The sequence below is a fragment of the Lactiplantibacillus sp. YT640 genome (assembly GCF_049745435.1).
GTDB classification, from domain to species: Bacteria; Bacillota; Bacilli; order Lactobacillales; family Lactobacillaceae; genus Lactiplantibacillus; species Lactiplantibacillus plantarum.
On record NZ_JBMNVY010000015.1, the window covers coordinates 44,705 to 68,309 of the forward strand.

The following is a 23,605-nucleotide window of genomic DNA, read 5'->3' on the forward strand; positions in this document are numbered from 1 at the left end:
GGTGATACTATCAAAAAGCTAAGAGCAATTGTTGTCATATTGATGGTATTGTTACAAGTCATAGCCGCTGGTGCAACGGTAAGCTTAGGCGCCGATATGACCGCTCAAGCAGCTACGTTACCACAGTTAACTTTTGCAAAATCAACGGCTAGCGATAATATTTTAACGAATCAACATTTTGATGTTGAACTACAGGTTGGTGATACGGCCTCTAAAATAAATACGATTGATTTACCGAACGAGGTTAATTTAGATGGGCCAGAGGAGTTTAAGCAAATAAAACGGGTTTTCGATGATAGTCAGTACACAACGGGGGATAATGGTGCCTTTACAATTACGGCTAAGCATCTGACAGTTGCGTACAATCCTGATAAGCGCAGGATAACGGTTCAGTGGTCAGATGAATATCCGCAAACGAAGGTACCAATTAGATTAACAGCTGTTAAAGCAGAAAAACTGGCGTTAGTTGCTGTAGCCGATGATCAAAAAGGGCCGGCGTTGAATGTCGAGATTAAGCAACCACAAACGCAGGCTGATCAGGCCAGTACGAGTTCAGCTAGTTCTTCAGCGGCAACCGATACAAATAGTTCGACGGCATCGTCAAGTCGACAAGCGACATCATCAGCAGCAAGTTTGGACAGTTCACGTTCAGCTGCAACGACGCTTTCAAGTCAGGCGGTAAACCAAACGAGTGCTAGCAGTAGCGAGCCTTCACAAGAAACTGCTGCTAATCAATCGTCAGCGGTCACGGAATCTGCGGGTGAGACAACTGATAGTTCGGCCAGCATCTCGTCGTCATCCACTGCTAGTCAAGTGTTCTCATCAGCACCAACTAAGCAAGCAACGGCGAGTGCCAAATCTAGTCCATTAATACCAGTCACTCGGTTAGCTCAGCTGAGTTCGAATGTGGTTGATGTTAGTACATGGTCTCAATTAGTCGATGCTTGGAAGAATGTGAGTGTTGATGAAATTAATATTACGGCTGATATTAGTAATCCGACTGCCGCTGCAGGGTCTTTGGACTCACGACTATCCGGTAATATTATTGTGAATGGGAATGGACATAGCGTTAATACTGGATCTGCTGGGTTTCACACTAGGTACAACGGTGCTACCAGTAGTACGAAATATACAGCGACCTTTATGAATTTTGCATCATTAATCGGATCTTTTGGAAATGATGCGGGGTTGATTGGCTCATCCACCGGTGGCGATGGTGCCGGAGGGGCTTTGAATTGGACATTTAATGTTAGTAATATTACGGTCCCAAGTGGGACTAGTTATACCAATACAAGTCGGCGATTTGTTAGTGCGCAAGGGAACCAAGTCAATATTACCGGCAATTGCCGAGTAACAACGGTTCGAGAAAACATCTTATGTGGTGGCTTTGATGTAGCTGCTGGACAGACATTCACTGGATCGAAAATAGCCAATGGTGATGATAATTCATTTATCTGGTTTGTTTATGACTATCAAGGAACTGGTAATCGGCAAGTTAATGTTGAAGAAGGCGCGACGCTAAATTGTATTCGACGACCTGCTAGTTCTACGTCAACCGCCTATACTACCTATCCGGTTATTTTTGATGCGTATGAAAGTATTAATGTGGGTAAAAATGCCACGTTTAATGCTAGCGTGCCAGGAAATGCATACTCTAACAAGTACTTTTATGGGTCACAATATCATCGTAATTTTTACGCGGATACTGGTAGCACCGTTAATCTAACGTCACTAGCTAGAAGTCAATCGCCAATCTCTTTTTCTGATAATGCAACTTCGACGATTCAAAGTAGTAGTGGTGCCAATATTTATGTAATTGCTGCTACGGGAGCACCGCTTATTTCGGGAAATTACGCGCGTTTGGCTACTGTTCGATTTATTAATCCGAACAACTTGGATTTACGTAATAGCTCAACTGGAACGACTGCAGCGGCTAGTTCGATTAACCAAGATAATGTGGGCACTTTTGAAATCCAAGATAGTAATATTAGCTTGTGGAAATTAGCATCATCGGTTACGGGCGGTGCGGATTATTCGTATAGTAACGTATCTCAGTTATTACAACAGGGTTCAGCAGTGACGGCCACGGATAGTAATTTGCAAAGTAATTATTTATCTTCTAAAATGCGTCGGATTAGTGCCACTAACCAGAAGCCACAATTAGCATTTAATAATCCGTATGATGGGACAACCAAGCTAACAGATGCGGATCAGAAGCTGCAGACGCGAGTCATTGTGGCGATGGTTCCTGATACTAATGGTGTTCAAGATGACGGAACGGTTAATTATATTCCACAGTATGCTAGTGCAGGGCAATTAACCGTGAGTTATAGCGTTAATGGTAAGACAATCACTGCCCAAACTGATAGTAATGGCTACGCAACAGCTAATGTCGGGACCTTTTTAAAAGCTGGAACGACGGTCACAGCATCGACTAGCAATACCAGTGGAACGACGGTCACGGCTACCGGGACGGTGGTTGATGTGACGCCGCCTAATCCGGCCACAATGGTATCACCGGACCCCATTAGAGTTTCAACAGGAACGGTGAGTGGTCAAAATGGAGAACCAGGTGCGCAGGTCACATTAGCATTGAATGGGCAGATTCAAACTAATGTCAAAACGGTTGTCAATGCCAATGGGACTTGGTCACTGAACTTAACCGGATTATCGTTAAAAATTGGTGACAAGATTATTATTTATATGGCTGATAGTCTAGGAAATCGTAATCCTGATCCTAATAGTTATCCAAATGGGCAGCAGTATCATGATGCGACTTTCCAACCAGCACCGATATTTACAGTAGCTAAGGATTTAATCGTCAATCCAATTGATCCTGATGATCCTAGCAAGCCTGGGACTGGCGGGACGAACAATTTAGGCCCATTATCGTTGGACGCTGTACCTACACATTTGAACTTTGGACAGCACAGCATTCCAACAATGGATACAGCGTACCCATTGTTGTCACCATCAGCCGCTGAAGACCAATTGGCTACTGCTACTGATGGACAGAAGTATGCAACAGTTGGTGGTCAGAAAAATGGGCAGGATAGTGTGTATACACAAGTGACTGATACACGGGACACCCCAAGTGGTTGGCAATTGACGGCCCAATTATCAGCGTTGACAGCTACTGATGGGACGACCATGACGGGTAGTTACGTGACGTTAACATCAGGAACGGCGCAATATTTGAATGCTAGTACTAGTAAATGGGTTACGGCAACTGACCAAAATCAGGCAACTTTACCAGCCGTGATTAAGTTAACCCCAGGTGCTACCCAACAAACGTCAATAGCTGGGACGACTAGTCAACAAGGCGTCGGGACTAATCAACAAATTTGGAATGTTAATAACGTTGCGTTGCACGTCAAGGGTGGTCGTGTGATGGCTAAAAATTATTCTGGAACTATCACTTGGCAATTGAATAGTTTGCCAAGCCAGTGATCGTTATTTAATGGTATGCTTCAAGGCTTAAAAAGAATCGGACGACAAAACTGATTGCAGTTTTGTCGTCCGATTTTGAGTATCCGAGATTAATAATTAGCCAAAGATTGATTTGAAAATAGAGCTGAAGAAGTTAACAATCGCGCTCCACATTTTTTGGAGCAAGTTTTGATTTTCTTTAGTATTGAGTTTGCTGAAGACACCCTTGGCATTTGATTGAATGTTCTTCATCAACGAGTTGGCTTGAGTCTTAAAGCTTGAAGAATCTAATGCACCTGAATCACGGATCTTGACTAACAAATTAATAATTTCAGTCTTTTGATTATTAGTAATGACATTTGTTAAATTGTTATTGGTAATTTGTTGATTGACAATGGTCGTGATTTCGTTTTTAGTGATGTTACTTCCTTTTTGGGCCATTTCCTTTTTGGCACCAGCCACAGCGTTGTTCAACTGGGAATCAGTATAACCATCCTTGCTCTTATTTGCTTGAGTGATGCCACTGAGAGTACTTAACTCATCTTGGGCGGCGGTTACTTGCTTCGTGTTTAAGCTGTTACCAGATTTTGCGTACGCCGCGTAAACACCGGCTAGTGCGCCCGAACCGTCGATTGGAGTAGCTGATGTGACGTAAATATTAGCATCGGTAATCCCAGCCGTTAGGGCGGCGTTTTTATACTGGTTAGCCGTAATAGTGGTGATGTTATTACTACCATTATAATTTAAAATTTTGACATTAATTCCAGAACCAGAACTTGTTTTTTGAATCATCGCACTGGACCACACACCTGAGCTACTTGTGAAACTTTCACCGGCTGGGTTGAGGTATTTAACTAGAGTATCGCCGTTAACAGTTAGCGTCTGATAATCGGCACCGTTCAAGCTAGCCGTTAACGTGTTGATCGTCCCAGTCTTTTGACTGCTAGTCAGGCTACTGCCTAATGTGACAATTGGTTCATCGCTGCTACTGTCAGCGTGCGCAAGGACTTGCCAGCTGCCAAGCCCAACGATCAGGGTGGCAACGAGGGCAACCCATTTAAATTTGAAACTCATTCGTTTCGTCATTTTCTTTTCCTCCGCATCTTAACTAATGCACCTAAATCCTAACATGAACCGTTCGCTCCCGGGTTGTACAGTGGCAACTAGCGATTGCAAGGTTAGGTTATGTCATTATTATAGCAGACCGTGGTCGTAAGTTAACATTCGGCGCGTAACCTTGGGAGAGTCCTAAGTATTTTAACAATTTGTTTATTATTTGCCGAAGTACCAGACTTTCGCTATACTCGAAATAAATATCGGGGGAGGTTATAACAATGACACAAAATCGGGTGATTAACGCGTTGAGCTATTTAAGCATTTTATTCTTACCAGTTTTATTTCCATTAATTGTTTGGTTGCTGACGAGTACTAATCCAGAAGCACATCGGGTTGCAGGACGGGCTTTTTGGTTACATTTGTTGCCGACAATTTTAGGAATTACACTGCTCGTTATTTTAGGCGTTAGCGGTATTTATATGGACAGTATCGTTAATAGTGGCTGGTTGGCCGTGGTTCTTTTAGCGGTATTTGGATTAGTCGCAGTGGCTAGCTACTTATGGTCGATTATTCGCGGAATTCAGTATTTAATTGCTGATTAATGTAGTAGCGTTAGGTTCAGGAGGGTTTAGCATGGTTGTTAAGGACGCATCAGTGGTTGAAACAGCAATGATGATTCAATTTTGGCAGCGTGGTTATTATCAAACGACAGTTGACGACTTGCTCACCGTTAGCCAGTTGTCACGAACGCAGTTTTATCGCCAGTATCACAGTAAGCGGGTTGCGTTACGCCGTTCACTTGAACGCTATCAAATAACGTTAGATGAACAACTTGATCAATTGATTCAACGTGAGCGGGCGCGGCAAACACCATTGCCCGCTTTAATTGCGGCTTGTTTGCGACTGCCGTTTCAGAGTGAACGGTGGCCAGCAGGATGTTTGATGGTGAACCTGATGGCCGAAATTGGGTCGCAGGATGCGTCCTTGATGGCCCAACTGCAAACGATCTATGCTGATTTACAGACCCGACTCGTCGGTTTACTTTCACCTCAGGCTAAAACCTTACCGACCACGGTCGCTGAGGCTGCAGCAAGTTTAATGCAGGTTCGCAGCGGCATTCAGTTATTGGCAAAACAGGATCCTAGTGGGGCACAGCTAAAACAACAGGCCCAAACGAGTGTTAATCTGATTATGGGGGCAGTTTAAGATGGTTGAGATTAAAGTCATTCACGGTGATATTACCAAAATGACCGTTGATGCAATTGTTAATGCGGCCAATACGAGTTTGCTTGGTGGTGGCGGCGTCGATGGTGCCATTCATCGGGCAGCTGGGCCAGCATTGCTGGCTGCCTGTCGCCCATTACACGGTTGTGCAACTGGTGAAGCCAAAATTACGCCGGGCTTTCGACTACCGGCGAAGTATGTGATTCACACGCCGGGTCCCGTTTGGCAAGGTGGCCAGCATAATGAATTACAATTGTTAGCGAACAGTTATCGCAACAGTCTGAATTTGGCCGCTGAGAATCATTGTCAAACGGTTGCTTTTCCGTCTATCAGTACCGGCGTCTATCACTTTCCGCTATCAATTGCGGCACCGTTAGCGTTAAAAACGTTACAAGCAACCGCGCAGACAACGGCCCACACGGTTCAGACAATCACGATTGTTTGTTTTGATGACCAAACGCAAAATGTATTTAGTACGGCGTTGGCAGCGCTGACAAATTAATCTTTACCAAAAAAATACACATGGACGCTACTATCTTGAGTAGCTGCTTGCTATAATGTTGATATACCGGCCATCGGGGATGGTCGTAAATCTTTATGTATTGGGATTATCAAGCGATAATCATTGCCAACAAGAAAGGAATCCATTGTGTTAGATATTTTTAAAGCGGTAATCTTGGGGATTGTTGAAGGGATTACTGAATTCTTACCAATTAGTTCAACAGGGCATTTAGTCCTAGTTGACGAATTTATCAAGATGCAACAGTCCACGCAGTTTACGGATATGTTCAACGTTGTGATTCAATTAGGGGCGATCATGGCGGTCGTTGTCCTGTATTTCCATAAACTAAATCCGTTGTCACCACGCAAGGATACCACGGAAAAGCGAAATACTTGGGTTCTCTGGAGTAAGGTGTTATTAGCGGTCATTCCATCAGTGATCGTGGGGTTACCGTTAAATGATTGGATGGACGAACATTTAATGAATTGGGCGGTCGTTTCTGCCACGTTGATTATTTATGGGGTCCTATTCATTGTGATTGAAAATCATAATAAGCGCTTAACACCCCGCTTCGCTAATCTACAAACGTTACCTTATACGACGGCATTGTTCATTGGGTGCTTCCAGTTGCTCTCGTTGATTCCAGGGACTTCACGTTCCGGTGCAACCATTTTAGGGGCTATCTTGATTGGAACTTCACGCTACGTCGCAACTGAGTTTTCATTCTTCATGGCAATTCCAACAATGTTTGGGGCGTCATTATTGAAGCTTGTGAAATTCTTTGCTCACGGTGGTTCTTTAGCTGGTTTGCAAGGAGCAGTCTTAGCCGTTGGGGTGATCGTGTCCTTCGTAGTCGCTTACTTGTCGATTCGTTTCTTGTTGGATTACATCAAGAAAAACGACTTCAAGGCGTTCGGTTGGTACCGAATTGTCCTGGGGGTACTTGTGATTGGCTACTTTACGTTGATTCATTAAATACTAGAAGCGTAACTTTTGGCTAAGCTTGTTGCCGCAAATATCATGAATAAATAAAGTCAGCGACTATAAATTAGTTGCTGACTTTTTAGATTATATCATTCTAGTAATGGATGGACCGTCATAACGATTGGATAAGTGATAAACCAATCGTTATGACGGCTTTTTTGAAGTAATCGTGTTACCGATGAACTAATTTATAGTTGGTTACGCCGTACCTTTGATTGAATGTGATTCTGACAATTTGTCCGCGTTTGAATGGGGCTGGATCAGCAGCAACTGTATTAAAATGAAGATACTTTTTTTCGCCCTTAGAATTAGTTGCTAGTCCTTGGTATTGATACCCAGTAGCTGGGATATTGACCGGTAGTGTAATGGGGGAAGTTCCGGTACTACTCGATATTTTCATGTAGTAGTAATGACCGCCATATCGAAAAATAAACCAACCAACATTTATCAGAATTGAGATTATTAATAATAAGGTGAGCAGCCATTCGATGAGATGATTAGACTTAGTATTCATTGTAATATTCTCCTCGTATACTACTTTTTAAGGCTTCGCAATCACATTGAAATTGCAGCTGTAGAATCGTAATTAGGCAGTATTTTAATTGAATTTACAGTTTTGAAAAATATTAATGAAGGTCATAATTTTATGCCAATCTTACCAAGGGTATTTTTCTTTTTCTCTAAGCTTATTTTGTCAGTATCTAAATAATAAATTGAGCTTTTCTCCCTCCAAGTTAGAAAATCTCGGGTTAAATACAATTATTATTGTAAATGTTGCAGGCTTATAAGCCCACAATTTGAACTATATTAGACCTATTAACTTACTTTTATTGTAAGTACTTAGTAAAAGGCGTTATCTATTTTTTGCTAATCATTTAAGAAGTCTAACAGCTGAAAATCAAGATAACGTGGTGTCATTTTGCTAACCGACAAAGATGCACTAGCTGATTTTTCTGATTAAACAAAGTGTAAAGTAATGTGATTGATAAATTCAGCGACGAGAAAGCCAATTGCAATCACGCCAGCAATAATGACAACTTGTACAAAGTACTGGTAGGCCAAGTCTGGTTGACCAGTGACCAAGTTACGAACGACTCGATAAGACTGGCCACCAGGAACCAGTGGGACCAGACTAGGGATATTAAAGATGATCATCGGCATTCGTTTGTAGCGTGCGGCCATACCGCTAGCGACGCCAATCACGATAGCTGCGACGAGATTACCAATCGCAAGTTTGGCGTCGATTCCTAATGGCAGGATGTGATAGAGGACCTCATACGTAAACCAGCCAGCAGCACCGACCCAACCACTGAGGTTAACGGCGCGACGCGGAATATTGAGAAGTACCCCAAAACCAGCCGTAGCTAAGTAAGCTAAGATAATTTGAAATAAACCGGTTGTTAAGAGCCAATGTAGCATGTCACGCCTCCTTTAGTAGAAAAATGAAGTCAGTGCGATACCAACACCAATCGCACACGCGGATAAAACGGCCTCTACAGCGCGGGCAGGACCACTCAGCAAGTTACCCGTCATTGTGTCACGGACGGCATTAGTAATGGCGACACCCGGCACTAATGGCATTACAGCGCCAATAATGATGGCGTCGGGATGATAATGACCGTTAGTGAGATAAAAGCCGAGTAGGGTAATTAGACCAATAATAAAAGCGCCCATAAATTCGCTGAGAAACCGAATTGACCCCAGCCGATTGATCCAATAAAAGGCAGCAAAACCAGCCAACCCGGCTAGCCCACAAGTGATCAAGTCGGCAGGAGTTGTCCGCCCAGTAAAGGCGACCATCAACGGCACACTAACGACAACGGCCGCTAGACATAACCAGCTGAATGGGAAGGTCGGTACGGCTTGATTGACCCGTTCGAGGGCTGCGGCAAATTCAGTTAAATCAATATCGTGATTAGCAAACTGCCGTGACAGGCTGTTGACCTGATCCACTTTTTCGAGGTCCATACCCCGATTATGGATTGCTCGCACTTCGCTAGTGGCATTTTCCGGCAAGGAGACGGTAATCCCTGTTAACAGTACGAAGACCTGCGCGTCAGGGTAGCCCGCGTTGGTTGCAATTCGTTGCATCGTGTCTTCAACTCGTTTGATTTCAGCCCCATTTTCTAGCAAAATGGCGCCGGCCAATAACGTGGTTTTTAACATAACTGCCGTATCGCTCATCAAAACCCCTCCCACATCAGAATGTTTATATTTTCTCACGAATTTTGCGTATCGTCATTAGTTTGGAACAGAATGTTTGCCGGAAGTGGTCGGTTATGGGTAGAATTATCTTAACAAATAAATTCTTGGAGGCATTTTTGATGACTGCATTGACTAAACTCACCGATACGTACACGTTAAATAACGGCACTAAGATTCCGATTGTTGGTTTTGGAACGTGGCAAACACCTGATGGTCAGGTTGCTTACAATTCCGTATTAGCCGCATTAAAGGCGGGTTACCGGCACATTGACACGGCGGCGGCCTATGGTAACGAGGAAAGTGTCGGTAAAGCTATTGCCGATAGTGGTGTGGCACGTGAAGACCTATTCGTCACGACCAAATTATGGAATGCCGACCATGGCTATGACGCTGCCAAGAAGGCGCTGGATACCTCGTTGGCTAAGTTAGGTTTGGACTATGTTGACCTCTACTTGATCCACTGGCCAAACCCAGCCGCAATGCGCGACAATTGGGAACAATTGAACGCCGATACTTGGCGGGCAATGGAAGAAGCTTACACGGCACGTAAAGCACGGGCTATCGGGGTTTCTAACTTCCGGCCTAAGCATTTAGACGCGCTGCTTAAGACAGCCAAGGTTGTGCCAGCCGTTAACCAAATCTTCCTCAATCCTAGTGATATGGAAGATGAAGTTGTGGCCTACAACCGCAAACATGACATTTTATCAGAAGCTTATAGTCCATTAGGTACTGGTAAGATCTTCAGTATCCCAGAATTAAAGACGTTGGCTGATAAGTATGATAAGAGCGTTGCCCAAGTTGTGCTACGTTGGTCATTACAACACGGTTTCTTACCATTACCAAAATCAGTTCATGCGGATCGGATTAAACAAAATACGGAATTATTTGATTTCGAACTCAGCGATGATGATATGAAGGTCATTGATGGTTTCCACGGTGTTGCCGGGTTAGCTAATGATCCTGATCAAGTTAATTTCTAAGTTTCATCGTTATTAAGGATGCAGCCACTGGCAGCATCCTTTTTATTTGGCTAATCACCTAATTGTCGGAGTCAGCTAGTTAAATTAGAAAATTCGTTGTTATCGTAAAAAGTGTGGCGCGGCCGCTTAATAATATGAGGTAGGCCCCTAATTAGACTAATGAAACGTCATAAGATGTCCGATTGTTGACTAGCAACCTGACTATCACAGCGATTGGACTATGGTACACTCAGTTTTAATTATTAAGTCTGGGGGCCTGTGAATGTTACTGATATTAGCAATTTTACCAATTGTTGTGACGGTGGGATTAGGCGTGTTTGCGGGCTACGGCACCAATTTGCGCCAACGACCAGTGATATTTTGATTCAGTTGGTCATGCATTACGCCTTGCCGTTAAGTCTTTTCGGAGGAATATTGTCATTAAAGCGCGCTACCATTATTCAAAACTCCTCGGTCGCGCTGTGGTTGGCGCTAGGCATGCTAGGTGGCATGGTCATCGTCATTGTGAGCCAATGCTGTTTCCATCAGCAACTAGAAACGGGGACGTTACGAGCGCTAGTGATCGCCAGTCCTTCAATTCCATTCATGGGTGTTTCCGTCTTACTGGTGGTTTTTGGTAAAATCAGTGTTTTATTGGTCGCGTTAGGCGGCCTGTACATGAATTTGGTACAAGTGCCAGTGAGCGTGTTGCTGTTAACGCTAGCGGGCGGTTCGACACCTGAGCAACGTTGGCGAGCCGGTTGGCAGAAACTGTGTCGTGCGAGTCGGCAACCAGTCGTGTGGGCGCCAATCAGTGCTTTTCTCTTGAATTTGGCCGGATTGCGGTTGCCCAGTGCTTGGCTAACGAATTTTACGGAGTTGGGACAAGCAGCTGGGGGCGTGGCGTTATTTGCGCTGGGGCTTCTGTTAACGACCAGACCGTGGCGACTGACGCGCATGGTTGTCTTAAACGTGCTACTGAAAAATTTAGGCTTACCGGTGCTCATTTGGGGGATTATGGCTAGTCTAGGTGTGTCATTAGGTAACCAACAATTAGTTGTCTTGACACTCGCAATCCCCACTGCAACCATCGCGACCATGTTGGCCGTCCAAAACCACTTGGCACCAGATGAGTATGTGGCGACGCAAATGTTAAGTACGGTCATTGCGCCGCTGACCATGGGATTCTTAATGTGGGGATTGCAGCTCGTATGACGGGCACCTTTTGATTACCATGCTGGGTTTGTGAGGTGCTCACAAAGGAGGGCACGACTTGCGGTCAGTGCTGTTATGATTCCCGATTGACAAAGGTTAATTGGCACGGTTTAACGACGATGCTAAACCAAACGTTGTGAACGTCAGTATAGACAAACCCGCTCAAATAGGGCATATTTGAGCGGGTTTGTCGCGTTAGTCTTAATAGTGAACTTGAAAATTAGTCGGTTGCGTTGCGTTGACGACGGGATGTTGCGCAAAGTAGTCGGCAATTAATACGGTCATATCAGTAGGTAAGCGCCGGATAATCTTAGCCGTTTGATACATTGGGTAATTCCCACCGCCACCAGCGCGGTAATGATTCAGAGTGACCGTTAATTTTTGGTCAGCGGTGACTGGGGCCCCATGATAATCGAGTTGGACGACACGTTGACCAAAGGGTTTGGTAAGGTCGAAAGTATAGGCGATGCCACTGTAAATATCATAGACATAGTGGCGCAACTTAGGGTGCATGAACTCGGGATTGACCCGAACGTGTCCGTCTTGGAGGAAAAAGTAACTCGCACAACGTTCAAGAGCGGCGCGTAAATCAGCACCAGTAATGGCTTCAACGGCAAGTTTGTTTGGGTAGACGTAACTGTTCATGACTTCCCGCATCGTCACGTGTTGTTTGAGGCCTGGTACGTCGTCATTAAATAATGCTGTTGCGGCAATATCGGTACCGGTTGCGGCCATTTCAACGCGATTAATAAAATCGATGTAAGGATGATTATGCAGCCGTGCTTGAAGATGATCGTGTACGAGCATATTGCCGTTAATTTGGCCAAGTGGTGTGTCTAACCAGTCTTCCATCTGGTCATTGATTGGTCCAACTAGTTGCATTACCTGGGTATTGGGGGTGGCATCTGCGACCGGATAGATTTCCGGATGACTGGTCGTCACTTGATGATTGCGGTCGAGCTCAAGGGTAATCATAGCAACATTAGTACCTTTCATACCAGGTTGTGTCACGGGAACACCGTGAACCGTAACGGCTAATTGTCGATGCTGGTGGCCAGTAATCATGGCATCAATGCCGGGTACTTCAGCTAATAGTGCGGATCCTCGGTTTTCACCATTCATGCGTTCGGTTGGACGATCAGTTTGGGGATCGCGTTCAAGACCACCGTGGTAGGCGATGACAACGACGTCAGCCAGTTGGCGCAATTTGGGCACCCAATGTTTAGCAGTTGCAACCACCTCCTCAAAGTGCAGGCCGGCAATGTGATGTGGTTGTTCCCAGTGGGCAACGAATTGTGTCGTTAGTCCCAAAATTGCCACTTTAACTCCGGCGCGTTCCAGAATTGTGTATGGTTTGGAGAATAAGGTGCGGTGCAGGTCATCATGAATATTGGCGGCCAGCATCGGATATTGGCGGCTTGATTCACACAGGTCGAGGTAGTCGAGCCCGTAGTTGAATTCATGGTTACCAAAAATACCGGCTTGAACGTGGTTGCAATTTGCAAGGCGCGAGTATAACGGTGCAGCTTCTTGGTGGTGGCGAGCAATGAAATAGGTCAACGGTGATCCCTGTACGTAGTCGCCATTATCAATCACGATTGGCCAGACATCAGCCGTATCTTCACGTGACAGTTGATGAATAACAGTAGCGGCACGACTAAGACTAAATGGTGCGATGTTATCACGACGACTGTAGTCAGTTGGCGCGAGGTAACCGTGCACATCACTAGTTGAGATTAATTTGATTTTCATAACGTGCCTCCAAGGAATATTTGTGTTCTATTATAACAATATTCATGGCTGGTAACTTGATTTTAGTCATAAATTGAACAGTTTTTTGATGATGACCTGTGGTTAATGTTTAATGGCTGCTTTAATTGTACGTTCTAATCTTCACGACTTTTTCACAATTTGTACGTAAAACGACAAAATGTTTCCGCTATCATTAATAGTGACGAATGACAACGATAATCGAATTACGGAGGAATAAACGATGCAGAATTATCAGAATGCACCATTCAAACCTACCCCCGAGTCCGGTTTAACGACCACAGCGGTGACGACCCAGCTAACTAAATTCGGCAAAAATGAATTAGTGGCTGCGCGCCCCGTACCGTTATGGCGTAAAATTTGGCAACATATGAGCGACGTTTCATCGCTAGTATTATTATTTGCAGTTGGTTTAGCCACGTACTTGGCTCTTGCCCAGAATGGGGGCTGGACAAAGACCATTGTGATTGGCGCCATTTTAGTTATTAATGTCTGTATTGGTTTGTACCAAGAAGCTTCCGCAGAAAAGTCGTTGGCGGCACTGAAGTCAATGAGTTTACCCACAGCTAATGTTCGACGGGATGGGAAGGTACAAACGATTGCGGCACCAGAAATCGTTCCCGGTGATTTAGTGCTACTAAAAGCGGGTGACCAGGTTCCAGCCGATGCGGTCGTGTTAGAGGCCACGAACTTAGCCGTTGATGAGGCAGTCTTGACAGGTGAAAGTGAAGCTGTTGAAAAAAGTATTTATCAGGACACCGGTGAGTTGGATGATAACTGTCAAGTGTATGCGGGAACGGCCGTCACAGCCGGTACTGCATTGATTCAGGTCTTAACGACCGGAATGGCCACAGAGTTAGGTCAAATTGCAGGTTTGTTGAACAAGACGAAGCAACGGGCCACGCCATTACAGGGGCGGCTTAATCGGCTATCAAGCTGGTTAACGACATTTGCCGTCTTAGGTGGTATTACGATTTTTGCGCTGAGTGTTTGGGTGCAAAACCAAGGTTTGGCCGATAGCTTGATGATTGGGGTTTCATTAGCGGTCGCGGCCGTGCCAGAGACTCTGCCGATCATCGTGACCATTAGTCTTTCACACGGTGTTCGACGGATGGCAGACAGAAATGCCATCATGCGCCGAGTTAGTGCCGTTGAAACGATTGGGAGTGTCGATGTAATCGCGTCTGACAAGACCGGAACCTTGACGCAAAATCGAATGACAATTACAAAGTATTGGACGCCGACCACGGGCATTATGACGACCGAACAGCCCTTGCCATCAGCGGGACAAACATTGATGCGTTACTTAGGATTAGCGACGAATGCCGAGATCAACCACGTTGACGGTGAAGAACAAGCTATTGGGGACGCAACGGAATTAGCCGTTATTCGTTGGCTGGCTCAGTATGATTTAGATCGGCCCAGCTTGGAGGCGCAGACCCCACGAATTGCGGAAGACCCGTTTGACTCAACTAAGAAGATGATGACGACGGTGCATGAATTAGCGCATGGTCGACGGTTAGTTATCGTCAAAGGGGCTTGGGATCGGTTACCACTGAAGCCTGACCAAGCTAGCCTAGCTGCTGGACAAGTGGCCCATGATGAATTTGGGCAGGCGGCGCTTCGCGTTTTAGCTGTTGGCTATCGCATCATTCCCGCGGATGTCCAAACTACTGACTGGGACGACCTGACAGCTGACCTCCAATTGGCAGGATTGATTGGTTTGATTGATCCACCACGACCAGAAGTGATTCCGGCCATTCGAGCAGCCAAACAGGCGGGTATTTTTCCAGTTATGATCACGGGAGATCATTTGGTTACTGCGAAGGCTATCGCTGAGGAAATTGGCATTTTAACCCCTGAGCTGCAAGCAATTAGCGGTGATGAGTTACGCCAATTGAGCGATGAAGAATTGACGGCTCAAATCGATCAGATTGCAGTGTACGCCCGAGTGTCGCCGAGTGACAAAATTAGAATCGTTCAGGCTTGGCAAAGTCTTGGTAAGACGGTTGCGATGACCGGTGATGGTGTCAACGATGCGCCGGCATTGAAAGCGGCGGATGTTGGCATTGCAATGGGAATTACGGGTACCGAAGTATCTAAAGAAGCCGCTGACATGGTGTTAACGGATGATAATTTTGCGACGATCATGGCAGCAGTTAAGGAAGGTCGGACAGTTTATCAGAATATCATTAAAGCCGTTGAATTCTTGGTAGGTGTCAACTTTGCACAAATCTTCTTGATGGTTGGTGCAGTCCTCTTCGGTTGGGGGGCGCCACTGTTAGCAGAACAATTGCTGATTATTAACGTACTTGCTGATGGGATTCCAGGATTCTTTATTAGCCAAGAGCCAGGTGAACCCCAAGCCATGCAACAACCACCAGTAGCCAATGACGAAAGTATTTTAGCTCGGGGCCTTGGTCAACGGTTGTTTATCCGGGCAGCTACTTTTACCGTACTAACCCTCGGAATTTACGCGTTTGGCCGCTTTGGCTTAACAAATGGTCAAGCCCCAGTCGGGATGACGATGGTCTTTCTAGTATTGGCATTAGGATCAATGATCGACATCTATGCAATTAAGGATCGCCGACCACTCAGCTGGTCAAGCATGACGCGTAATCCAATGCTGAACCGAGGATTGCTGTTAGGAATTCTGGTGGTCTTGGCAATTGCAGTGATACCACCGTTCCGTAGTTTCTTTAGCTTAGTGACACTACCAGCGTTAGGATGGTTAACGGTGCTAGTAGCTACGCTGATTCCAACATTCGTGCTGGAATTGAATAAGCGCTGGCAGGCGCGGCGACAGTCACGATTAGTCGTGAATACTGCTGAATAAGGATGATCAATTCAAGTTAGTTAAAATGCTGCTTACAAACGTTATTCGTTTGCAAGCAGCATTTTTTCGTGTCATTAAGTTGTGTGCCTAAAATACTGGCCGGTGAGCGGGCTTAGAACGTAAGTCATCACAATTGTAGGCAGATAATTCTTTCAGACCATCTTTACTAGCATCGAAATAGGCCGTTAATCCTTGGGCAATCATTAAGTTGAGTTCTTTATTCGCATCAAACTGAACGACGATGACGGGTGTCTTTTCAGCCACGGCCGCACCGATTTCAAACATTGTGCCCGAATCTGGCTCATTGGTTGCACTAGTCATGTCGAAGTCAAGAATGGCAACAACGACATCGGCCCGATGAACTTGACGCATATCGGATGCGTAGACGTATTGTTGCCAAGCACGGCTACCAAAAGGTTCTTCTTCAAATTGATGTTCTTCTGGGATGAAGATACCATCGGGGTTGATCGTCGGGTTAGCCAACAGCGCCGACTTCACTTGTTGGATGCGTTCCTTCTGAGCCTCGTCAAAAAACGGTGCAGCTAGGTAAACGTTATTCATAATGATTTCCTTTCTGGATAACAAAATTTGGATAAGCCTATTTTAGCGGAAATATGGGGTGGCTTTCAAGCCTTGATTTGGCGTGAATCATTATTAAAAGATCCTTATTTTGAAAGTTCAAAAATAGCCAGCTTAGGCCCGCTGGAAAAAGTTCGAATCAGCGTAAACTTGTTTAGTTGGTTGGTCCTACACCGACTTCCAGGCATTTCTGCCAATTGCCGGAACGTGGTGGGCACAGACTTGAGCCGAAAAATCACGTCTCAAATACTGGCCTTTCAATAACCAAGCACAGGACACTTGCTAAGTGAAATTTCACCACTGGGCATTGTCAGAAACGCCTTCCAGTCGGGAGAGTATTCGAATGGCAGACGAAGCTGTACTTAACTTTTGATGAATTTGCCGTTGCTTTTTGTAAACAGTAATTTTGTTAATCAACTGTCAAACTGAAAATGATATTGAGGTAGCTCATTAATCCTGAATCGGCATAGTAAGATTCAAACTTCTGACAGAGTGCCTAGTGCACCCTAACCCTTTGTCTTTGTTTAATATCAAAATAGTCAACGATAAATTGTGCTAAGTTAAGTGGCCGTTCATCAGCCATTCGAGCGGCTTACCGAAAGGTGTTCGGTGCCACTAAAGCCTGTGCTTGCTACGCCAATGGACTAATGCCAAAACCGCATTAATCCGTTGGCAGGCAATGCTCGGCTTCAACCCGTGGCCCCTCGCAAGCTTGAGACTGGAGGGGCTGGGTGACAATACTCAGTAGCCAAATTATTCTTAGTCGGAAGTGGTCTGCTTCCGGCTTAGAATAAGACTCGTATTTGAGACCGGGCGGGTTGTGCACGGGCTCAAATCGACGTCGGCTTACGTTCCAGCAATTGTCACCCAGCCCCGGAGGTCGGAATAGGACGATCATTGCTGACGAACAGCAATCCAAAAATAAGCACCTTTTAATAATTTTTGAGGCGAATAATAATTAGCAGAGTGGATATATAGATTATAATTCTATTTATAACAAGGTGATGATTAGATATTGTTGAATTAAAATCTAAATTGGGCTAAATTAAATAGGGTAGTGAGGAGGATTGGATGATGGAGGAATTTGGATCAACTAGTAACTATTTACTTTCGTGGGAAGAGTTGCCCGCGGTGCCCGTTTATATGGAACAGTTGTTGCAACTTGTTAATGAAACAATTCAGCCGCTGGGGTTACCTGCCGTAACGAAGACGATGATTAATAGTTACGTGAAACAACATTTTTTCAGTCGGCCGGTTGGACATCGGTATACCCGGAATCAGATTGTGGCGGTACTAGTCGTTTCAATTTTGAAGACTGATTTTTCATTACCAGTAATTAGTAAAGCGATTTTGCAAATTCGTGATTCGCGTCAGATTGAGCCGCGGTACCAGCAATTTCGGCAAGCATTCGAGTCTACGCTTGCTGGACAACCGGTCGTCTTGTCGACGGTTGACCCGTTAGCACGGGCAATTCAATTAGCAGCTCAAACGGTGGCGGCACATTTATTAACGATCCGAGCGCTTAACGAATTGGTAGATTGAGTTGAGATAGGCACATAATTGAGAATAGCGTTTGATAATATCGCTATGGCTGCTTGTAGCGTATTCGAATTAAAGCGAATTAGGCTTAGCAGATATGATTAGGTATGAAAGAGAGAAAGAGAATATGACAACACGCAAAAAATGGACAATTGCGCTCATTGCATTCTTGACCGTGATCGTCATTGGGGTCGCGGGCGGTAGTTTTTATTTATATCACTTTGCATTTGAACCCACCCCGAAAGTTTTGAACCATAGTTCTAGTAAGAGTAAAAGTAAGTTGAAGCAGAACCAAGCGTGGCTGAAACGGGTCAACAAGCAGACCTGGCATGAGACGTCCGCAACGGATCATTTGAAGTTAGTTGCGGACTATGTACCAGCTGCGCACCGAACCACCAAAACGATTATTGTGGCGCATGGTTACATGGGTAACAAGGAGCAGATGGCGAGCTATATTCGATTGTGGCATCGCCAAGGATATAATGTGCTGGCGCCGGATGATCGTGGCAATGGTCAGAGTCAGGGGGATTACTATGGTTTTGGTTGGCCTGACCGGTTGGACTATCTAAAGTGGACGCGACAGGTGATTCGCCGCGTAGGCCAAAATAGTCAGATTGGACTCTTTGGCGTTTCAATGGGTGGTGCGACTGTCATGATGATGAGTGGCGAGAAACTTCCATCACAAGTTAAAGCGATTATTGAAGATTGTGGCTATACCAGTGTTGGTGATGAATTGGGATATGAGCTGAATCAACTATATCACTTACCGAAGTTTCCACTGCTGTATACGGCAAGCTGGGTAGCTCAAGCGAAGGCCCACTTCAACTTTATGACGGCGAGTTCAGTAAACCAGCTCAAGAAGAATAAGTTGCCAATCTTCTTTATTCATGGTGCTAAGGATACTTTTGTCCCCACGAAGATGGTATATCAGAACTACCGCGCTACGACGGTCAAGTCAAAGCAATTATGGGTGGCTCCAGGAGCTGGTCACGCGGAATCATACACGCGTTATCCGCAACTATATCAACAAAAAGTAAGCCAGTTCATGGCAAAATATTTGAAGTAAGAGCTAACGGAATAGAATAACTAATAAAGGTCACCAAGCAGCGATTGCTGATTGGTGACCTTTATTATGGTTAAAATATGCTAGTCGGATTAGTGTTTGTCAGCCGGTCCGCGTCCTGGTCCGATCTCCGGGACTAAGCTGATAGCTTTTGAACTTGATAAATAGCGCGGTTAATCAACCGAGTGTTTTGCAAATGGGTGCCGCATACTTGGTATAAAGATCAGTACGCCGATGAAGTTAAGCAGTAATGACAAGGCGGTGAAGATAAAGACACCGTTGTAATCGAACCAGCCGGAGACGGCGCCACCAAGTAAGGAGCCGAGCATGCTGCCAGCTGCTTGGAAAGATTGATTCCAACTGAAAATAGTGCCTGTTAACTCGCGGGGTGTATTTTTGGATAATAATGTTTGCACCGTTGGAAAGAGGGCCCCGTCAGAGATCCCAATCATGAAGCGCAATAGCCCTAATGTCCACACACTGGAGACGAAGCCTTGTGGAAAGTACATCAGGATGGCAAAGACGAAACCAAAGACAAGGATACGGTCAGCCCCCCGGTGATCACCGAGCCGTCCGAGTCGCGGCGCCGATAATAGCGTCGAAATTCCGGGTAGAGCGGCAATGATTCCAGCAACGACGGTGATTGGGCCGACGTTATGCATCAGTTCTTTGACATATAGACTAATAATGGGCGTGATGGAATTATTCCCCATTTGAATAATCATCGTGGAGACGAGCAGTGTGATAATCAACGTTGGATTTTTAAATTGGCTGAGTAGACTGCCGTCACGTTTAGCAATCGGCGCGTCGCTGGGTTTAAAGCTTTCGTGGACGAGTGTCAGACTCAATACGAAGACGATCAGTAGCAAAATTCCGGTGATAATGAAAGTCAAACGAATAGAGAAAACTTGGGCGAGTACGCCACCGAGAATCGGGCCGATCAAGTTACCAGACACGTAGCCAGTTGTTAGGATACCGATTGCGGTCCCACTACTTTCCTTGGGAGTTTCGGTGGCGATTAGGGCGCTAGCATTGGGAATGTAGCCGGCACACAGGCCTTGTAAGAACCGAAGTAGAATGAGTATCCAAATGTTATGGACAAATCCCATCGCACCGATAACAAAGGCCATCCCAAGCGAAGAACGCAGCAGCATGATTTTGCGACCACGCCGGTCAGCGAGTTTACCCCATAATGGTGAGACAACAGCGACGACAAAAAAAGTCACTGCGTATGTAATACCACTATACATCGTGAGTTCGTTTTTGGAGAAATCCCCCATTTGACCAACGTATAATGATAAGAATGGCATGACTTCAGAAAATCCCATTCCGGCGATAAATGTTCCTAGCCAGAGAACAGCGAGATTCCGGCGCCAGCCTGTCAATGCGCCCTTCACAATCTGTCACTTCCTTAATTAACTTATTAAGATTATTTTAATGCGAATTTAAGTTTTGTGCAATTAACTAACTTAGTTAAATAGACTTGACCAAGCGTCACTAAAAAAACTACAATGGAAAACATTGTAGAAAGGGTGAACGATGTGCAGCAAGAGTCAAAGTATCAAATAGAAGTGGTGGCGCCTAAGCACCGACACATGTCTAATTGGGACATGTTTGCAACTTGGATTGGCGCCAATGCCAATAATGGCACGTGGTACGTTGGTGGTGTATTGGCTGCGTGTGGTTTATTGACGGCGCTTAAAGTGATTGTAGCATCGTCCACGCTATCGTATTTATGTTTATCGTTAGTCGGCTTCATGGGGTATAAGACCGGGGCGGCGACGATGAGCTTGATTCGTGGTTCCTTTGGTGTGCGGGGCAGTTACGTTCCGTCCTTTGTGAACTTGACCCAGTATATTGGCTGGACAGCGGTAAACACGTTCATTGCAGCAACTTCTGTCAGCTATTTATTACACGATCTAGTTGGCTGGCCAGTCTATGGTAAACCCGGTGGGGCTAAAGGACTGATCCTCGGAATTATTGTCATGAGTGTGTTGCATTTATTGAGTGTTTCGGTCGGTCAACGGTCGGTTCAGATGATTGAACGTTTAGGTATTATTCTTGTCATCTTATTTGTTTTATGGGAGACGGTCGTCGTGTTCCAGACGGTCTCAGTGCATGATTTGTTAACGTGGCAGGCGCCGACACATTTACATATGACGGCGGGGGCTGGGATGGATACGCTAGCGGCGTTCAATTTGTCTTGGGTGACAGCGGGTGCTGATTTTACGCGGTTTACGCGCAAAAAGAGTGGCGCGACTGGCATGCCATTTTTAGGGGCCTTTACCGGCTTGTTCTGGTTCGCCTTTATCGGGCTTGCCGCGACGATCAGTATCGCGATTACTTCTGGAACTTATGATCCTAATAACTCTGACCCGAGTACCATTGCGAGTCGACTAGGCTTGGGGGTATTAGCACTACTGGTGATTGTCTTAACGAGTATGACGGCGAACGCGGTAAACTTATTGGCGGCTGGTTCGGCGCTGTCGAATATCTTCCCACGGATTCGGTTACGACCAGCACTGTGGGCCGTGACAATCATTGCCACGTTAGTCACACTGATTCCATTAATCATGGGGAGTTTTTTAGCTGCATTCACGGCGTTCCTAGATTATATTGGGATGGTGCTTGGACCGATGATCAGCGTGATGTTAGTCGATTACTATTGGCGGCATCGTCAGCACTATGATATCAACGAACTGGCGAGCTCTAAGGGGCAGTATTGGTATCATCATGGGGTGAATTGGATTGCGCTATTATGTTGGGTACTAGGTGTGGCCATCTTCTTGTTATTGAAGCACATTGCTTGGATTGCGACGGTGACTGGTGCAACCTTCATTGACATGGCGCTTATCGGGGTCATTTACGTGGCTTTAATGCGAATTTTCTACCCGTTACCTGCCAAACGTGTCTAATTGGATTACAATAGATAAGTAAACGAAATTAGAACGAGGGGTGTCATGATGTTTAAATTAACTGAGATCGATGACGTATTAAATAATTTAGGTGACCACGCAGACTTTGCCACGATTGCCAAAAAAGAAGCCGATTTGGGCGTTCAACATTTTCAATATGATGTTGCTACTGGTGCCACAACTTACTTTGGTGAGAACGGTTATCTCGTGGAACGGCGGACGAATGGCTTAGCAGTCCGGTTCGCTCGTGAAGAAGATGCCGCGGCAGTTGAACAAATCGCGAAGCAATATATTGCTGGCCAGCTGGCTCTAACAGACGCTGTCAAGCAGTTTGCCAAGGCTGGGTGTCAAGCTTGGACTGCTAACTTAAAACGCCACATTGTCGATTTTAGCGGCGATGAAGGTAAAATAATGGCAGCTGTAACATTCTAAATCAATAATAAAGTGCAAAAATGCAGACTATCCACTTTTAACCGGGTAGCCTGCATTTTTGCGTTCCATTAAGTTTAATAGCCAGCTTGATGATATTGCTTGCTTAACTGGCGTTCTAAGCTAAGTAAAGTCAGCGGACTTAGCCGCCGTAACTGATCAGAGTGATAGCGCATGACTAATTGTTCGGGACTATTGATTGTAATACTAGTGACGCCGTTTAGGCCTTGAAAAGCGCTTTGAATGGCCTGCTGGAGCTCGGGATGTTGGGGCCAGACAGGGGAGGTCAGCATAACTAGACCATGTTCAGGATGTTGATACGTAATCTGATATTTGTTGAGATAACGTTGAAACATGTCTTCTGGGTTCATGAGCAATTCCTCCTCGGATTGGTTACTAGTAACGGTGAGCCGCAGTTTAGTTTATAACCCAAACCAGACGACCCAAACAAAAAAGCCAGCCAGGCACAATAGCGCAATACCAATGAGTGCCCAGATCGTACCGTTCAGCTTTTTGGTGTGGTGATAGTAGTAAATACTGAGTATGCCACACAGTATGGCAAGAATGATGCTGGTGCCAATAATTAAACCAATTGTCAATTCCATAAATTACTTTCGACTCCTCATATTATCATTTTAATTGTGCATTAAAATGCGATAAAGTGCAATTATTTATCAGGATTCTTAGTATGTTAAGAACGCTAAGCATTGCATGGTGACTGAGTAGTCTTGGGTGGCTTGCTGATGAGAAGCCACCCAAGACTACTTCAATGATAATCGATCGTAAAATAAAAAAACTAGGCTGCTTATGATTAACGGGACTGCTCCGAGTCAAGTAGACAGTTCAAATAATTAAAATAGCTATGCAGTTTTTAGAATGGCATGATTCCGAAATTCTTTC

21 protein-coding genes are annotated in these 23,605 nt (G+C 45.2%); 12 read left to right on the plus strand and 9 right to left on the minus strand.

Features of this window, described 5'->3' with window-relative positions:
- Positions 1–42 precede the first annotated feature (42 nt).
- Complete coding sequence (locus tag ACOV1R_RS10250; RefSeq protein ID WP_054519153.1) at positions 43–3,450, plus strand: WxL domain-containing protein; 3,408 nt, start codon at positions 43–45, stop codon at positions 3,448–3,450.
- 96 nt (positions 3,451–3,546) lie between these two features.
- Here ACOV1R_RS10250 and ACOV1R_RS10255 read toward each other — a convergent pair whose 3' ends face one another.
- Entirely contained in the window at positions 3,547–4,515 is a 969-nt protein-coding gene (locus tag ACOV1R_RS10255; RefSeq protein WP_015379504.1) for a DUF1002 domain-containing protein, read from the minus strand.
- A gap of 248 nt (positions 4,516–4,763) precedes the next feature.
- On the opposite strand from ACOV1R_RS10255, the gene ACOV1R_RS10260 reads away from it, so the two are divergent.
- The 4 genes from ACOV1R_RS10260 (at position 4,764) to ACOV1R_RS10275 (ending at position 7,186) form a co-directional block, all read left to right on the plus strand.
- Positions 4,764–5,087, plus strand: a complete 324-nt coding sequence (locus tag ACOV1R_RS10260) for a membrane protein (protein WP_003642997.1) — start codon at positions 4,764–4,766, stop codon at positions 5,085–5,087.
- Between the two features lie 31 nt (positions 5,088–5,118).
- Positions 5,119–5,691, plus strand: a complete 573-nt coding sequence (locus tag ACOV1R_RS10265; protein WP_003642996.1) for a TetR/AcrR family transcriptional regulator — start codon at positions 5,119–5,121, stop codon at positions 5,689–5,691.
- Between the two features lies 1 nt (position 5,692).
- Positions 5,693–6,211 (plus strand): O-acetyl-ADP-ribose deacetylase, encoded by a 519-nt coding sequence (locus ACOV1R_RS10270; protein WP_003645538.1) that lies wholly within the window; start codon positions 5,693–5,695, stop codon positions 6,209–6,211.
- 147 nt (positions 6,212–6,358) lie between these two features.
- Positions 6,359–7,186, plus strand: coding sequence for an undecaprenyl-diphosphate phosphatase (locus tag ACOV1R_RS10275; RefSeq protein WP_003645539.1), 828 nt, complete (start codon positions 6,359–6,361; stop codon positions 7,184–7,186).
- Between the two features lie 181 nt (positions 7,187–7,367).
- On the opposite strand, the gene ACOV1R_RS10280 is transcribed toward ACOV1R_RS10275, so the two are convergent.
- From ACOV1R_RS10280 to ACOV1R_RS10290, 3 genes are all read right to left on the minus strand, one after another.
- Positions 7,368–7,709, minus strand: coding sequence for a YxeA family protein (locus ACOV1R_RS10280; protein WP_015641068.1), 342 nt, complete (start codon positions 7,707–7,709; stop codon positions 7,368–7,370).
- Positions 7,710–8,152: 443 nt separating this feature from the next.
- Positions 8,153–8,614: a threonine/serine exporter family protein gene (locus ACOV1R_RS10285; RefSeq protein ID WP_003645541.1), complete on the minus strand. Its 462-nt coding sequence runs from the start codon at positions 8,612–8,614 to the stop codon at positions 8,153–8,155.
- Between the two features lie 12 nt (positions 8,615–8,626).
- Complete coding sequence (locus tag ACOV1R_RS10290; protein ID WP_003643522.1) at positions 8,627–9,379, minus strand: threonine/serine exporter family protein; 753 nt, start codon at positions 9,377–9,379, stop codon at positions 8,627–8,629.
- A 140-nt stretch (positions 9,380–9,519) separates the two neighbouring features.
- Here ACOV1R_RS10290 and ACOV1R_RS10295 point away from each other — a divergent pair, with 140 nt between their 5' ends.
- Positions 9,520–10,380, plus strand: a complete 861-nt coding sequence (locus tag ACOV1R_RS10295) for an aldo/keto reductase (RefSeq protein WP_054519154.1) — start codon at positions 9,520–9,522, stop codon at positions 10,378–10,380.
- A gap of 375 nt (positions 10,381–10,755) precedes the next feature.
- On the plus strand, positions 10,756–11,574 hold the full coding sequence (locus tag ACOV1R_RS10300; protein ID WP_323303613.1) for an AEC family transporter: 819 nt from the start codon (positions 10,756–10,758) through the stop codon (positions 11,572–11,574).
- A gap of 201 nt (positions 11,575–11,775) precedes the next feature.
- Here ACOV1R_RS10300 and ACOV1R_RS10305 read toward each other — a convergent pair whose 3' ends face one another.
- Positions 11,776–13,326 carry a bifunctional metallophosphatase/5'-nucleotidase gene (locus ACOV1R_RS10305; protein ID WP_217203291.1) on the minus strand — a complete coding sequence of 517 codons (1,551 nt, stop codon included), beginning with the start codon at positions 13,324–13,326 and terminating at the stop codon, positions 11,776–11,778.
- Positions 13,327–13,567: 241 nt separating this feature from the next.
- Between ACOV1R_RS10305 and ACOV1R_RS10310 the strand changes: the two genes are divergently transcribed.
- Positions 13,568–16,180, plus strand: coding sequence for a cation-translocating P-type ATPase (locus ACOV1R_RS10310; RefSeq protein ID WP_003645544.1), 2,613 nt, complete (start codon positions 13,568–13,570; stop codon positions 16,178–16,180).
- An 87-nt stretch (positions 16,181–16,267) separates the two neighbouring features.
- Here ACOV1R_RS10310 and ACOV1R_RS10315 read toward each other — a convergent pair whose 3' ends face one another.
- The gene (locus tag ACOV1R_RS10315; protein WP_003645545.1) at positions 16,268–16,741 is read right to left on the minus strand and encodes a nucleoside 2-deoxyribosyltransferase; all 474 of its coding nucleotides are present in this window, start codon (positions 16,739–16,741) and stop codon (positions 16,268–16,270) included.
- A gap of 1,089 nt (positions 16,742–17,830) precedes the next feature.
- Between ACOV1R_RS10315 and ACOV1R_RS10320 the strand changes: the two genes are divergently transcribed.
- Complete coding sequence (locus tag ACOV1R_RS10320) at positions 17,831–18,301, plus strand: DUF1836 domain-containing protein (protein ID WP_003642982.1); 471 nt, start codon at positions 17,831–17,833, stop codon at positions 18,299–18,301.
- 124 nt (positions 18,302–18,425) lie between these two features.
- Positions 18,426–19,364 carry an alpha/beta hydrolase gene (locus ACOV1R_RS10325; protein ID WP_003643518.1) on the plus strand — a complete coding sequence of 313 codons (939 nt, stop codon included), beginning with the start codon at positions 18,426–18,428 and terminating at the stop codon, positions 19,362–19,364.
- 170 nt (positions 19,365–19,534) lie between these two features.
- Here ACOV1R_RS10325 and ACOV1R_RS10330 read toward each other — a convergent pair whose 3' ends face one another.
- Positions 19,535–20,758: an MFS transporter gene (locus ACOV1R_RS10330; protein WP_013356006.1), complete on the minus strand. Its 1,224-nt coding sequence runs from the start codon at positions 20,756–20,758 to the stop codon at positions 19,535–19,537.
- Between the two features lie 144 nt (positions 20,759–20,902).
- On the opposite strand from ACOV1R_RS10330, the gene ACOV1R_RS10335 reads away from it, so the two are divergent.
- Positions 20,903–22,276, plus strand: a complete 1,374-nt coding sequence (locus tag ACOV1R_RS10335; protein ID WP_016527374.1) for a cytosine permease — start codon at positions 20,903–20,905, stop codon at positions 22,274–22,276.
- Positions 22,277–22,324: 48 nt separating this feature from the next.
- Positions 22,325–22,708: a DUF1398 family protein gene (locus ACOV1R_RS10340; protein WP_054519074.1), complete on the plus strand. Its 384-nt coding sequence runs from the start codon at positions 22,325–22,327 to the stop codon at positions 22,706–22,708.
- 74 nt (positions 22,709–22,782) lie between these two features.
- On the opposite strand, the gene ACOV1R_RS10345 is transcribed toward ACOV1R_RS10340, so the two are convergent.
- A complete protein-coding gene (locus ACOV1R_RS10345) occupies positions 22,783–23,076 on the minus strand; it encodes a hypothetical protein (protein ID WP_003642977.1) in 294 nt (97 codons plus the stop codon).
- A gap of 51 nt (positions 23,077–23,127) precedes the next feature.
- A complete protein-coding gene (locus tag ACOV1R_RS10350) occupies positions 23,128–23,310 on the minus strand; it encodes a hypothetical protein (protein ID WP_003642976.1) in 183 nt (60 codons plus the stop codon).
- Between the last annotated feature and the right edge of the window lie 295 nt (positions 23,311–23,605).

Bases quoted from the DNA above. Each gene is read 5' to 3' on its own strand.
- ACOV1R_RS10250 (WP_054519153.1), top strand. From the start codon at position 43: ATGGTATTGTTACAAGTCATAGCCGCTGGTGCAACGGTAAGCTTAGGC.
- ACOV1R_RS10255 (WP_015379504.1), bottom strand. From the start codon at position 4,515: ATGACGAAACGAATGAGTTTCAAATTTAAATGGGTTGCCCTCGTTGCC.
- ACOV1R_RS10260 (WP_003642997.1), top strand. From the start codon at position 4,764: ATGACACAAAATCGGGTGATTAACGCGTTGAGCTATTTAAGCATTTTA.
- ACOV1R_RS10265 (WP_003642996.1), top strand. From the start codon at position 5,119: ATGGTTGTTAAGGACGCATCAGTGGTTGAAACAGCAATGATGATTCAA.
- ACOV1R_RS10270 (WP_003645538.1), top strand. From the start codon at position 5,693: ATGGTTGAGATTAAAGTCATTCACGGTGATATTACCAAAATGACCGTT.
- ACOV1R_RS10280 (WP_015641068.1), bottom strand. From the start codon at position 7,709: ATGAATACTAAGTCTAATCATCTCATCGAATGGCTGCTCACCTTATTA.
- ACOV1R_RS10285 (WP_003645541.1), bottom strand. From the start codon at position 8,614: ATGCTACATTGGCTCTTAACAACCGGTTTATTTCAAATTATCTTAGCT.
- ACOV1R_RS10290 (WP_003643522.1), bottom strand. From the start codon at position 9,379: ATGAGCGATACGGCAGTTATGTTAAAAACCACGTTATTGGCCGGCGCC.
- ACOV1R_RS10295 (WP_054519154.1), top strand. From the start codon at position 9,520: ATGACTGCATTGACTAAACTCACCGATACGTACACGTTAAATAACGGC.
- ACOV1R_RS10300 (WP_323303613.1), top strand. From the start codon at position 10,756: ATGCATTACGCCTTGCCGTTAAGTCTTTTCGGAGGAATATTGTCATTA.
- ACOV1R_RS10305 (WP_217203291.1), bottom strand. From the start codon at position 13,326: ATGAAAATCAAATTAATCTCAACTAGTGATGTGCACGGTTACCTCGCG.
- ACOV1R_RS10310 (WP_003645544.1), top strand. From the start codon at position 13,568: ATGCAGAATTATCAGAATGCACCATTCAAACCTACCCCCGAGTCCGGT.
- ACOV1R_RS10315 (WP_003645545.1), bottom strand. From the start codon at position 16,741: ATGAATAACGTTTACCTAGCTGCACCGTTTTTTGACGAGGCTCAGAAG.
- ACOV1R_RS10320 (WP_003642982.1), top strand. From the start codon at position 17,831: ATGATGGAGGAATTTGGATCAACTAGTAACTATTTACTTTCGTGGGAA.
- ACOV1R_RS10325 (WP_003643518.1), top strand. From the start codon at position 18,426: ATGACAACACGCAAAAAATGGACAATTGCGCTCATTGCATTCTTGACC.
- ACOV1R_RS10340 (WP_054519074.1), top strand. From the start codon at position 22,325: ATGTTTAAATTAACTGAGATCGATGACGTATTAAATAATTTAGGTGAC.
- ACOV1R_RS10345 (WP_003642977.1), bottom strand. From the start codon at position 23,076: ATGAACCCAGAAGACATGTTTCAACGTTATCTCAACAAATATCAGATT.
- ACOV1R_RS10350 (WP_003642976.1), bottom strand. From the start codon at position 23,310: ATGGAATTGACAATTGGTTTAATTATTGGCACCAGCATCATTCTTGCC.